Annotated in this window: 14 protein-coding genes; 13 read left to right on the top strand and 1 reads right to left on the bottom strand. The window is 55.7% G+C overall.

Annotated features, from left to right (window positions below; genetic code table 11):
* The 13 genes from NG99_RS15020 to NG99_RS14960 form a co-directional block, all read left to right on the top strand.
* The coding region (locus NG99_RS15020) for an MmgE/PrpD family protein (protein WP_198138788.1) at nt 1-588 on the top strand (588 nt) is incomplete at its 5' end.
* Between the two features lie 106 nt (nt 589-694).
* Nucleotides 695-1,501: an N-acyl homoserine lactonase family protein gene (locus NG99_RS15015; RefSeq protein ID WP_034894476.1), complete on the top strand. Its 807-nt coding sequence runs from the start codon at nt 695-697 to the stop codon at nt 1,499-1,501.
* 27 nt (nt 1,502-1,528) lie between these two features.
* Nucleotides 1,529-1,855 (top strand): NIPSNAP family protein, encoded by a 327-nt coding sequence (locus NG99_RS15010; RefSeq protein WP_034894473.1) that lies wholly within the window; start codon nt 1,529-1,531, stop codon nt 1,853-1,855.
* Nucleotides 1,856-1,887: 32 nt separating this feature from the next.
* On the top strand, nt 1,888-2,763 hold the full coding sequence (locus tag NG99_RS15005; RefSeq protein WP_034894470.1) for an NAD(P)-dependent oxidoreductase: 876 nt from the start codon (nt 1,888-1,890) through the stop codon (nt 2,761-2,763).
* A 15-nt stretch (nt 2,764-2,778) separates the two neighbouring features.
* Nucleotides 2,779-4,209, top strand: a complete 1,431-nt coding sequence (locus NG99_RS15000; RefSeq protein ID WP_034894467.1) for an aldehyde dehydrogenase family protein — start codon at nt 2,779-2,781, stop codon at nt 4,207-4,209.
* Nucleotides 4,210-4,286: 77 nt separating this feature from the next.
* Entirely contained in the window at nt 4,287-4,685 is a 399-nt protein-coding gene (locus tag NG99_RS14995; RefSeq protein WP_034894464.1) for a carboxymuconolactone decarboxylase family protein, read from the top strand.
* 102 nt (nt 4,686-4,787) lie between these two features.
* On the top strand, nt 4,788-6,140 hold the full coding sequence (locus NG99_RS14990; RefSeq protein ID WP_034894461.1) for an MFS transporter: 1,353 nt from the start codon (nt 4,788-4,790) through the stop codon (nt 6,138-6,140).
* A gap of 19 nt (nt 6,141-6,159) precedes the next feature.
* A complete protein-coding gene (locus NG99_RS14985; protein WP_034894459.1) occupies nt 6,160-7,062 on the top strand; it encodes an NAD(P)-dependent oxidoreductase in 903 nt (300 codons plus the stop codon).
* A 10-nt stretch (nt 7,063-7,072) separates the two neighbouring features.
* A complete protein-coding gene (locus NG99_RS14980) occupies nt 7,073-7,462 on the top strand; it encodes a cupin domain-containing protein (RefSeq protein ID WP_034894456.1) in 390 nt (129 codons plus the stop codon).
* Nucleotides 7,463-7,637: 175 nt separating this feature from the next.
* Nucleotides 7,638-8,303: a GntR family transcriptional regulator gene (locus NG99_RS14975; RefSeq protein WP_034894453.1), complete on the top strand. Its 666-nt coding sequence runs from the start codon at nt 7,638-7,640 to the stop codon at nt 8,301-8,303.
* Between the two features lie 188 nt (nt 8,304-8,491).
* Complete coding sequence (locus NG99_RS14970; RefSeq protein ID WP_072017603.1) at nt 8,492-9,502, top strand: LacI family DNA-binding transcriptional regulator; 1,011 nt, start codon at nt 8,492-8,494, stop codon at nt 9,500-9,502.
* Nucleotides 9,503-9,522: 20 nt separating this feature from the next.
* Nucleotides 9,523-10,644, top strand: coding sequence for a mandelate racemase/muconate lactonizing enzyme family protein (locus NG99_RS14965; protein WP_034894446.1), 1,122 nt, complete (start codon nt 9,523-9,525; stop codon nt 10,642-10,644).
* Nucleotides 10,645-10,670: 26 nt separating this feature from the next.
* The gene (locus NG99_RS14960; protein WP_034894443.1) at nt 10,671-11,894 is read left to right on the top strand and encodes an MFS transporter; all 1,224 of its coding nucleotides are present in this window, start codon (nt 10,671-10,673) and stop codon (nt 11,892-11,894) included.
* A gap of 40 nt (nt 11,895-11,934) precedes the next feature.
* Here the strand turns inward: NG99_RS14960 and NG99_RS14955 are convergent, their stop codons facing one another.
* Complete coding sequence (locus tag NG99_RS14955; protein WP_034894440.1) at nt 11,935-12,792, bottom strand: SDR family oxidoreductase; 858 nt, start codon at nt 12,790-12,792, stop codon at nt 11,935-11,937.
* Nucleotides 12,793-12,875 lie beyond the last annotated feature (83 nt).

The raw sequence follows: 12,875 nt of genomic DNA, 5'->3' as shown, positions 1-12,875 counted from the left end.
GCGGTATTTAACAAAGAAGTCCCCGCCTGTAACTTTGCCCAGTCACCCTGTCAGGTCGCGCTGGCTGCGGCCAAACGGATCAAAAGTATTGACGACATAAAGAGTATCGAGCTTTCCACCTATCAGGCAGCGATTAACTATCCCGGATGCGCCTGGCGCGGGCCGTTTAAAACGCCGCTGCAGGCCAAAATGAGTATCTACTTTGGCATCGCCGCGACCCTGACGCAGCGGGAGATTGCCGAGTCGAATTACGCGCTGCTGGCGGATGAGCGCATCGCCGGTCTGATCGATAAAACCACGCTGACCCTCTCCGCCGAACTGGATAGCGCCTTCCCTGCCCGTCAGGGCGCGGCAATCCGTGTTGAAACCGTTCAGGGCGAGGTGATTAGCGAGTCCCTTGAGGACGTTCGGGCAGCCTCGCCGGAATTAGTGGTAAGCAGGCTGAAACAGGTGGCAGGCGAACGTCTCTCCGCCGCCGCTTACCAGAGTTTTATCGCCGCAATGAATGAGTTAGTCACCGGGGAAGCAACTCCGCAACAGTTACTGAATCTGGTACGCCTGTGCAGCGGCAACGACGCACAGAGGTGATGAACGAGACACCGACATTTAATCCTGAACCGGCAACGCCTGAAAAGGTGGAGGGTTGTGCTCAACTCAGCCGTATCAGGCTCCACAGACGCAAAAGGGCCGATTTATGTCAGCAGAATGTGAACACTATCAGATCTACGCCATTCGCTATGCGCATCATGACCGCCAGGCGAGAGAAAATTTCATTGGTGGCGATATTCATGATGGCCCAATGCCAATGGACTATTTTGTCTGGGCTATTGTTGGCCGGCAGCACACCGTCGTGGTGGATATGGGATTTGATGCGGCAATGGCGGAAAAGCGCGGCCGCACCCTTACCCATCCGGTGGAAGAGGGATTGCAGCGGGCAGGGATTAATGCGGATACGGTGAAAGACGTCATTGTGACGCATATGCATTATGACCATGCGGGCAACCAGCACCTGTTTCCAGCGGCGACCTTTCATGTTCAGGACCAGGAAATGGCCTTCTGTACCGGTCGCTACATGTGCCATGAAGGGGTACGCCATCCCTTTGCGGTTGAAGATGTCCAGGCGATGGTCGGCAAACTGTTTGCCGGGCGGGTCCGTTTTCATCATGGCGACAGTGAACTGCTGCCTGGGATCAGTTTGCACCGCGTGGGCGGGCACTCCGATGGTTTGCAGATCGTCAGAGTTCACACCGAGCGGGGCTGGGTAGTGCTGGCTTCCGACGCCACGCATTATTACGCCAATATCGATCGGCAACTTCCTTATCCGGTGGTGTTCAACGTCGGCGATATGATGGAGGGCTATCAACGGGTCAGGCAGCTGGCCGACTCTCCTGACCACATCATCCCCGGGCATGACCCGCAGGTTTTACAACGTTATCCCGTGTTTCAGCCGGGGACGGAGGCATGGATTGTCCGCCTCGACCTGGCTCCATCCCCTCAATGATTCATTACCGAACACCTGGGAGGTTCCATGCTATTTGAACTGCGCGTTTATCACTGCCTGCCGGGGCGCTTACCGGCACTACTTGAACGTTTCCGCTCTACCACGCTGGAGTTCTTCAGCACCTATGGCATTGAGCAGGTGGGTTTCTGGACCACTCTGGTAGGGGAAAACAACCACACGCTGACCTATCTGCTGAAATGGCAGGATATGGCCGACCGTGAAGCACGCTGGAACGCTTTTCAGGCCGACAGCGACTGGATAGCGAAACGTGCGGAGAGCGAGCGGGAAAAAGCCATCGTCGCACGAATTGAAAACAGTTTTCTGGCGCCGACCGATTTTTCCTCACTGCGTTAGGCGATAACTGAGCTGCATTAAGAGAGGTTAGAGTGAAAGAGTACAGCAAAATAGGTTTTATTGGGCTTGGCATGATGGGCACGCCAATGGCGACCTGCCTGGCGCGGGCGGGCTATACGCTGCTCCTGCACGATGCCGACCAGGCCCGCACCGCGGCGCTCAGCGACACGCTGGGCGCCAGCGCGTTAACCACCGACACTATCGCCGCCTGCGACGTTCTGATCACCATGCTGCCCAACTCCGACATTGTGGAAGATGTGCTGCTAACCAGGAGATGGGCGGCAGGTCTCCCCCCAGGCGCGACGGTGATTGATATGAGTTCTTCGGTGCCGACGCGTTCGCGCCAGCTGGCCGAAAAGCTGCAGGAGACTGGGCTACAGTGGCTGGATGCTCCGGTGTCAGGCGGAGTGAAGCGCGCTGAACAAGGCCAGCTGGCGATTCTGGTTGGCGGTGACGCGCAGGTGCTGGCGCGCTGCCAGGCGCTACTGGAAACCATGGGGCGCTCCGTATTGCATATCGGCGCGGCGGGCGCTGGTCACGCGGCGAAAGCGCTGAACAACTATGTCTCGGCGGCGGGGCTGGCGGCGACCGTGGAAGCGCTGCATATCGCCCAACGCTTTGGCATTGATGCGTCGGTGATGACCGATGTTCTCAATGCCTCGACCGGACGCAGCAATACCTCAGAAAACAAAGTGAAGCAGTTCATGCTCAGCGGCAGTTACGCTTCCGGCTTTGCCCTGAAACTGATGGATAAAGACCTGCATATTGCCCAGGGGCTGGCGGACGATGTGCACTACCCGATGCAGCTTGGCCGCAGCTGTATCGCGCTATGGCATCAGGCGGCGGAATTGTCTTCGGCCACCACCGATCACACCGAAATGTACCGCTTACTGGCGGATAACCGTTAATTTCAGGAGCTCGTGATGTCTCACGCTGCACAATTTTATATTGATGGTCACTGGGTCGAACCGGATGCTCCCCGCCCGTTCAGCGTTATCAATCCGGCGACGGAACAGCCGTTCGCCAGCCTGGCGCTGGGTAACAGCCGCGATATCGATCGCGCCGTCAGTGCCGCCCGACGCGCGTTCCTTCCCTGGGCCGCAACCCCGGTAACGGAGCGGCTGGCGTTATTACGGCGTATTCTTGACGGCTATCAGCGCCGTTATGAGGAGTTTGTGGAGGCGATCCGCTTGGAGATGGGGTCCCCGGTCACCTTTGCCCGCGATGGCCAGGCGGTGCGAGGACCGGCACACCTGAACGCCATCATTGAGGTACTGGAAAACTTTAATTTTGAGACGCTGCGCGGCACTACCCAGATCCGGCTGGAACCGATAGGCGTCTGTGGGCTGATTACGCCGTGGAACTGGCCGGTAAATCAGGTGATGGTTAAAGTGGCGCCAGCACTGGCGGCAGGCTGCACCATGGTGCTGAAACCGAGCGAATACTCCCCTATCAGCACACTCTTACTGGCAGAGGTCCTGCATGACGCAGGAGTGCCTGCCGGGGTGTTTAATCTGGTCAACGGTGATGGCGAAGGCGTGGGCGCAGCCCTCGCCTCGCATCCTGATGTGGATATGGTTTCTTTCACCGGTTCAACCCGCGCCGGGATTGCGGTAGCGAAGCTGGCGGCGGATAGCGTGAAACGCGTCGCGCAGGAGCTGGGAGGGAAATCCGCCAATATCCTGCTGGACGATGTCATGCTGGAAGAGGCGGTAACGCGCGGCATCGCTGGCTGTTTCACCAACAGCGGGCAGTCCTGCTCAATCCCGACCCGTATGCTGGTGCCACGCGCCCTGCTGCCCCAGGTCGATGAGATAGCCAGACGCGTAGCGGCAGGTTACCGCACCGGCCCGACCGACGATCCGCAAACCCAGCTAGGGCCGCTGGTGAACCTCGCGCAATTCACGCGCGTGCAGCAACTGATCGCCAGCGGCATCAGCGAAGGTGCCAGGCTGATTGCCGGCGGCTGCGGCAAACCGGAAGGCCTGGAAACGGGTTACTACGTGCGCCCAACGATATTCAGCAACGTCACGCCCGGGATGACCCTCGCTCGTGAGGAGATCTTTGGCCCGGTGCTCTCGATTATTCCTTATGACAGCGATGATGACGCAGTAGCTATCGCCAACGATTCCGACTACGGCCTCGCGGCTTACGTTCAGTCCGGCGATCCGGCGCGCGCGCGTAACGTCGCCCGTCGCTTACGCGCTGGTCAGGTGCATATCAACTATCCCCGCCCCGATTTTCACGCGCCGTTTGGCGGCTATCGCCGCTCCGGCAACGGGCGTGAATGGGGAGAAGCAGGCCTGCGCGAATATCTTGAAATCAAAGCCATCGTTGGCTACGGCGACGCGTAAGCACAAAAAATTTTCGGCAAAACCATTGTATTACAATCATATAATGCGGACTTATCCGCATGCCGTAAGGAGGCAAAATGGACGAAAGCGAGCTGTTCCAGAAAGGGTTTAACCATCGTAAAGAGGTGCTGGGCGCGGCGCATGTAGACCGCTCCTGGGCCAACGCCGACGAGTTTAATCGTCCGGTGCAGAGGCTGGTGACCGAATTTTGTTGGGGGGAAATCTGGGGCGATAAAACGCTCAATTTTAAAACCCGCAGCATGTTGAATATCGCCATGCTGACCGCGATGAGCCAGCATCACGAACTGGCGGTACACGTACGCGGCGCGCTGAACAACGGCGTGAGCCACGAGGAGATCCGCGCGGTGCTGATGCAAACGGCGGTTTACTGCGGCGCGCCTGCGGCCCTGGCGGCATTTCGCGTTGCCAGTAACGCCATCAGCGAGTGGGAAAAGGAGAAGTCAGCAGCGGTGTAACTCTCTATCCAGTCCTCTGACCCTGCAACGAATTATCAGCGGCGCTGGATATCCAACCCAGAAAAGGCATCCACAGAGATGCGCTAAGAAACGGGAGACAATATGGTTAGCATAAGCGCCAATACGGCTGTTGCGGATGATGTTCACGCTCATTCGCACGAAGAGAAAAGAAAAAACGCGATCAAAGGCGCCTTCTTTTCTGAATACATCGATATGTTCGATATTTATCTGCCGGTCGTTGTGCTGTCGCCGGTGCTGTTCTATTTTCAACCGCCCAATCTTTCCACCGCCACGGAAACCATTCTCGCATCACTGGTTTTTATCACTACTCTTCTTGGCCGCCCGCTGGGCGCGCTACTGTTTGGCATTGTGGCGGATAAGCTTGGCAGGCGGAAGGCGTCAATCTATTCGGTATCCGGCTTCGGGGTGGTGACGCTGTTAATCGCCCTGCTGCCAGGCTATCAAACGCTGGGCGTTGGCGCTTATATCCTGCTGGTGGTGCTGCGCTTTATTGACGGTATTTTCCTTGGCGGCGGCTATACCGGTGCGATGCCGCTGGCCATCGAGTACTCAAAAAAAGAGAAGCGCGGTTTTGTCGGCGGGTTAATTATCGCCGGATTCCCGGCCGCTTACGTCAGCATTAACCTTGTCACCATGCTGATGTTTGCCCTCTTTCCGCTAAGCGGTATGGATTCACCGTATGCCCAGTGGGGCTGGCGTATTCCCTTCGTTATTGGCGCGCTGATGGCGGCGGGGCTGGCGCTTTATTATGTCTACAAAGTGTCCGAGTCCGAAGTGTGGCAAAGCGAAAGCGGAGAAATACGCCAAAAAGTGCCCTTGCACGATCTGCTGAAGGGAAAAAGCGCCCGCAACCTGTTGCAGGTGCTGATTATGATGAGCGGCTTCTGGCTAACCCAGAACATCATTACCATTTTTCTGCCAACTGGCGTGCTGCTGCATACCCTGCATCTGAGCGGCTTTGAAATGACCGCCACGCTGATTATTAGCTACAGCGTGCTGTTTTTCAGCTATATCGGCTCCGGCCTGCTGGGACAAAAAATTGGGCGTCGACGCTTTTTCGTTATTGTCGGTCCGCTGATCGCCACGCTGGGCGCGGCAATCCTCTGGGCGCTGCTGCACGTTCCCAACCTGTCATTACCCACCATTATGCTTCTGGTGTGCCTGCTGGCGGTGCTGGTGACCTCGCCATGGGGCGTGATCGTCACCTATATCAACGAGCGATTTGTCACCGACGTGCGCGCGACCGGTTTCGGCCTGGGCTTCAGCCTCTCCGTCATCCTGCCCTCGTTTTACGCCTTCTATATGGAGTGGCTGAGCGCGCTGATGCCGTTCAACCTGACGGCGGTTGTGCTGCTGGTTCTGGGCGGCTTGATAGGCACGGTCGGCGCGTTGATGGGGCCGGAGACTAAAGATGTCGATTTCTCTACGCATTAAGAAATAACGGAGACCAACGATGGACAACAGAAAAGTAGGTTTTATCGGCCTGGGAAATATGGGCGGGCGCATGACGCGCCGCCTGGTGGACGCCGGTATTCGGGTAACAGGCTTCGATACGCAAAGCGGAGCGGCTGAACGAGCTGGAGCAACTTCCGCCTCCTCCCTTGCTCAACTGGTGGAATCCAACCCGCTGATCCTGCTATCACTGCCCGACAGTAAAGCGGTGGAGAGCGTGATTAGCGGCGAAAACGGCGTGCTGGCCTATTGTCGGGCAGGTCAAACCGTGGTCGATTTAAGTACTGCCGCCGCCAGTTCTACCCGACATTTACACGGTCTGCTGGCGGCGAAAGGCGTCAACTATATTGATGCCGGGATATCGGGCGGCGCGGCGGCGGCGGAAAAAGGCACGCTGACCCTGATGGTTGGCGGCGATGCCAGCGCCATTGAAAGTATCGCCTGGGCCTTTGCGCCGATAGCCAGCAAAGTCGTGGTGATGGGAGGCAGCGGGGCCGGTCACACCACCAAGTTACTGAACAATTTCCTGAACGCGGTCAGTCTCGCGGCGACCGCAGAAGTGATGGTGGCGGGGAAAAAAGCCGGTCTCGATCTGCATCGCCTGCTGGAGGTGCTTAATAGCAGTAGCGGCGTCAATTTCGCTACCCTCAACCGCTTTCCGCGCATTGTCGACGGCGATTATCTGGAAGGCGGCCTTACCGGCAAACTGATGACGAAAGATCTGGTGCTGTACACGGATCTGCTACACGAGTTGGGAACCGCCTCGCTGAATAGCGCAGGGCCGCTGGCCAGTTTCGGCCTCGCGACCGCACTGGGCTATGGCGATGCGATCAGTAACCGCGTCGTCGACGCCATTGGCGATATCTCCGGCGGCGTACGTCTGCATTACCCGAATACTCAATAAGGAGCCAAAGATGCAAATTTTTCATGGTCGTCAGCAACAGGTACGTTCAGAACAGCGCGGCGACACTTTTACCGGCGAAGTCTGGGCCGATCCAGTGATGCCAACGACGAAGGGCGTGACCATTAATAATGTATTTTTTACACCAGGCGCACGCACCTGGTGGCATACCCATGAGCAGGGCCAAATTTTGCAGGTGGTGGCCGGCCAGGGATGGATCTGCGTGGCAGGCGAACCGCCCCAGATGATTCGCAGCGGCGATAGCGTCTGGATACCTGCCAACGAGCGCCACTGGCACGGCGCGACGACGGAGAGCTATTTGCTACATACCGCGATCTCGCTGGGGAAAACCAACTGGCAAGAGGAAGTCTCAGCGCAGGATTACGCCCAGCCAGCGGGCTAAAATCGGTAATCAGACGGCGGCGGAGACAAAACGCAGTGGGTGAAACCGGGTCCGGGACAGCAATAAAGTCCGACCGACAGATATCGGGCGCGTCCCGGACCGGCTAAACCTTGCTGAGCGCGCAATACCTGTGATAAAACCGTCTGATATTACTTTGTCATACAGGAACACAATCATGACCGCTAATATGGGGTTAATCCGGCCGGAAACGTTGCGCCACCAGGTGGAAAATGCGCTGCGGGCAGCGATTATGTCGGGACGTTTTTCTCCCGGCGAGCGGCTGATTGAACGTGAGCTTTGTGAATCGCTGGGGGTAAGCCGTACCTCGATTCGTGAGGCGCTGCGCAAGCTGGAAGCCGAGAAACTGGTGCATATCGTGCCGCATAAAGGCCCAATGGTCGCGATGGTGTCAATCCAGGAGGCAAAAGAACTTTACGCGTTGCGTGGCGTACTGGAAGGTTTTGCCGCCAATGAATTTGCCCGTAACGGCAGCGACGCGGCGATTGCCGATTTTGCGCAGGCGGCGCGGGCGCTGCGGGCAGCAGCGGAAAACGGCGGGCAAAATGAAGTGTTGCAGGCGAAAACCACCCTGTATGACATCATGCTGGATAACTGTGGTAACCAACTGGTGAAAGAGATCCTCACCAGCCTCCACTCGCGGGTGAATTTGCTACGCGCCACCTCACTGATGGAACCGCAGCGTATGCCCTCAAGCCTTGCGGAGATCGATCAGCTGGCGCTGGCGCTACAGCGGCGCGATGCGGAAGCGGCGCAGCAGACCGCCTCGCTACACGTTGCGAATGCCTGCGAAGTAGCGCTAAAAATCCTTTCTCAACAGTAAAACGGTGCCGGTTGAGGTGATATCACCTGCCGGTCCTCCGCTTCCCTCACCCCGGTATTGAGCATCCCTTTCACCCGGTCAAAAGCGCTAAATCTTTTCACCCCGGCTCACTAAAATGCGACCAGGCTCACGGTATTTGAGCAAGTAATGGTTATATTTAGGTAATCGATTACCTAAATAAATATAAAATGAAGCACAAGCTATCAATTAAGGATATTGCAGACATCGCCGGTGTCTCTACCGCTACCGTGTCGCGCTATCTCAATGGAAAATATCAATCCATGAGCGCGGATACCCGCAAAAAATTAGCGGATATCATTGAGCGCATGGGGTATCAGCCCAGTAATATCGCACGTTCGCTGAGAAGCACACACAGCAAAACCATTGCGGTGATTATGGCGGATATTTTCAATCCTTATTCGATGGATGTGCTGCGGGGAATTGAGGAGTGTTGCTCAGAAAAAGGCTACACCATTTTCATTTGTGACGCCAAAGACTCGGAAGAAAAAGAAAGAAATATTATTGAGGAAATGACGGCCAAAGGTGTGGATGGTTTCATCATTAACACCACTGGCGGCAATGACAATTATATTAAAGGCATTGCGCTTGAATATCCTGTGGTATTAGTGGGAAGAAAAATAACAAACAGCAAGATTGACACGGTATCGGTGGACAATGCTCAAGGCATACGCCTTGCAGTGGAACATCTGCGAGCTTTAGAGTGCGGCCAGATTCTCTTTTTGTCGTCAGCACCAGGGAACATTTCACCAAGAAAAGAAAGAATTAATGAATTTAACAACATCGCACGGCAGGAGGATTTTACCCCACTGAAGATGCAGTATTTACCGGTTTCCGTCAGCGATCGGCAGCAGATAAATAACATTATCATGGAATTAACCCGTTCTGACGTTGAGAAAAAAGCCGTGATTACCGGTAATGGACAAATTTCCCTGAGCGTTATGCATGCAGTAAAAAAACTGCAACTGTCTGTGCCAGAGGATTTTTTCATGGTGGGGTTCGACGATACTGACTGGGCCGAAATATTGAGAAAACCACTGACGGTGGTAGCGCAACCCACCTATGACGTGGGTTACTGCGCAGCGAGAAAACTGATTTCTCAGCTGAATAAAGACAATAACGGGCAAGAAAATAATCAGACCATCCTGCCGCTCGAACTAATAAGAAGAGAAACAGCCTAATCCTTACGAGGGGTTAATAAATGAAAATCACCGATATTAAGACATGGGTGCTGGTTGATAAACTGCCGGAGAGATTCGGTATGTCTCAATGGTTTTGGGATACCCGTGCCATCTGCATTGTGGAAGTTAAAACCGACGAGGGGATCAGTGGCTGGGGAGAGTGTTTCGGCCCTGCCCAGACTAACGCCCAGTTAATTAAAGAGCTTTTTGTTCCGCTGCTCAAAGGCGAAAATCCTCTCCAGCGTCGCCACATCTGGGAAACACTGTATAACCGTACGCGTGAATTCGGCCGCAAAGGCGTTGCCATTACCGCCATGTCCGGCATTGATATCGCGCTCTGGGATATCTTTGGCAAATCCACCGGAAAACCAATAGCTGAATTACTTGGCGGAAACGCGGAGCAATCCATTAAGGCTTACGCTTCCAGCTTTTATTATTCCCCAGTCGATGATTTCAGGCAGATTGAGCAGGATGCCAAAATCGCGCTTGATGAGGGATACCGTGATTTCAAAATGAAAGTCGGGGCGTTAACGCTGAAGGAAGATAAAAAGCGAGTCGCCCAGGTACGTGAACTGATCGGCCCTGACGCCACGCTCGCCATTGACGCCAATCGCGCTTATACCGTCAACGAAGCACTCTGTTTCGCCGAATCGGTAGCAGAATTCGATATCGCCTGGTTTGAAGAGCCGGTCCTCCCTGATGATTTCGCCGGTTACCACACCCTTAAGAGCAGGCTGTCGATGAAAATCGCGGGAGGCGAATCCGAATTTAGCCGTTTTGGCTTCCGTCATTTTCTCGCTGCGGACTGCGTCGATATTATCCAACCTGACGTTGCCGCCTGCGGCGGCATCAGCGAAGCCCTTAACATCGCGCTGATGGCTACTGCCTGGGGCGTTGAATGCTATCCGCATCAATGGGGGTCCGGCATTTCGCTGGCCGCGACATTACATCTGATGTCCGCGATTCCAGCGGCGGTCCCTCGCCTCGCGAAGGTTCCGGCGCTGTTAGAGCTGGATCGCGCCCCCAATATTTTCCGTGAGCGTCTGGCCGATCTGACGATAGGTCCGGTGATGTCGGTTCCCAGCGGCCCAGGGCTGGGGATCGAAGTCGACCGCGACATGATCGACCACTATTCCCTCTAACGGATAATCAACGGCAGGATTTCACCATGTTTAAATCTAAGTGGTTCAAAATCGGATTCACTCTGATGATCGGCCTGTTTGTGGCTTATCTGGATCGTTCGAATCTTTCCATTGCCCTGCCCGGCATGGAACAAGATTTGGGGATTGACGGCGCGGCGACCAAAAGTTTCGCCCTTACCGGCTTCCTGATCGGCTACGCGCTGGCTAATTTTTTCGGCGGTTTTCTCACCAGCAAACTCAATCCGAAAGCGACAATAGTCTCTATGGTGCTGCTGTGGTCAGTAGTCCAGATCATGACAGCCTGGATAACCTCGCCAACGATCCTTATTCTTTTCCGTATTATTCTTGGCGTGGCGGAAGGGATCTACTGGCCGCAGCAGTTCCGCTTTGCCCGGGCCTGGTTTAATAAAGATGAAATCACCCGCGGCACTAACATCATCCAGTTTTATGGGCAGTTTCTGGCACTGTCGTTAGGCTTCGTCATTCTGACGCCTATTTATCATCTTCTTGGCTGGAAGTGGGTTTTCTATATAACCGGTAGCCTGGGCGTATTTATCGTCGTGCCGATGTTCCTGCTGTTCCTCAAAAGCAAGCCGGATAGCCGCGATGCCGATCAGCATATCCCGGAACCGGAGGCGGAAGTGGCTGGCGGAAAAATCAGCTTCACCGATTTAGGCGGCTCCCCTTTTTTGCTACTGATCTTCAGCTATTTTGCCAACGGTATGTTGTTCTGGGGAATCACGCTGTTTATCCCGATGGTGGTGAAATCATTGGGGTATTCCGGTATGTCTCAGGGGATAGCCAGCTCACTGCCCTATTTCCTCGCCATTATTCTGGCGATACCCATCTCGCGCTACAGTGACAAAACGCAGCAGCGCGGGGCGATTGCCGCTATCGGTTTAGGCCTGGCCGGTCTCTGCCTGATTGGGCTGCCTTTTATTGACAGCCCGGCCGCCAGGCTGGCGCTGATCACCCTGTCGATTGGCTGTTTAACCAGCTGTTTTACCACCAATATCTGGTCAATTATTACCTCCAGCGTGAAAAAAGAGGCCGTCGGCCCCGCTGCAGGGGTGATTAATGGAATTGGCGCCGGGCTTGGCGGCACCACCGCTGGCTTTGTGGTGGAATATCTTCACAGTTACAGCGGCTCATACGTACCGGGTTTCACCGTGTTGGGTATCACCGCGACGCTGGGTGGGCTATCGGTGTATGCCTACAGCCGTATCATTGACCGGCGGACAGCAGCCTGACGGCGCCAGCAACGGGAGAGCCTGGCTCTCCCGAAAGCTTTTATACCTTCGCGACAAACGCGCTGACCACGTCCTGCCACGGCGTAGTCGGGCGGCCAATCAGCTTACTAAGGGTGCGTCCGTCATCAAACAGCGCTCCTTGCGCCGCTCCGGCATCGGAGTCAGCCAGCATCTCTGCCAGCCAGTCTGGCAGACCTGCCCCCTTCAGCGCAGCGGAGAACTCGGCCTGCGACATATTGACGTACTGAATCTCTTTTCCGCTCTTCTGCGCAATTTCAGCGCTGAACTCCGCCAGCGTATAGGCAGTGTCACCCGCCAGCTCATACGTTTTACCTGCGGCACCGCTGCTGGTGAGCACGGCGGCAGCGGCTTCGGCATAATCCTGACGGCTGGCAGAGGCAATCTTCCCTTCGCCTGCCGCACCAATAAAGGCACCGTGCGCTACGGCGGGAGCAATACTGGCGGCGTAGTTTTCGGTGTACCAGCCGTTGCGCAGAATAGCAAAAGGCACGCCGGAAGCGATCAGCGCCTGCTCGGTACTGCGGTGCTCGCTACCCAACCCCAGCGGGGTCGTATCAGCGTGCAATAAGCTGGTATAGGCCAGCAGCAAGACGCCTGCCTCTTTGGCCGCCGCAATCACCGATTTGTGCTGGGCTTCGCGCGCGCCAACTTCGCTGGAAGAGATCAGCAGCACTTTTTCCACGCCGCTGAACGCGCTGACTAAGGTATCGGGCTGCGAATAATCCGCTTTGCGCACCTGCACGCCCAGAGCGGCAATGTCCTTCGCCTTTTCAGGCGATCGCACGGCGGCAATAATGTCTGCCGCAGGAACCTTTTTCAGCAAGGCTTCAATCACTAAGCGGCCCAGTTGGCCCGTCGCGCCAGTTACAGCAATCATGATGTTTCTCCTGTACTCATTTTAAAATTTTTTGCGGCGGCTGCCGCGTAAATCGCTTTCACCCAACCAGCCTATGTCATACA

Source organism: Erwinia typographi (assembly GCF_000773975.1).
Classification (GTDB): domain Bacteria; phylum Pseudomonadota; class Gammaproteobacteria; order Enterobacterales; family Enterobacteriaceae; genus Erwinia; species Erwinia typographi.
Note: the sequence above shows the minus strand (reverse complement) of the source record. Positions and strands in the feature narration are given on the sequence as shown.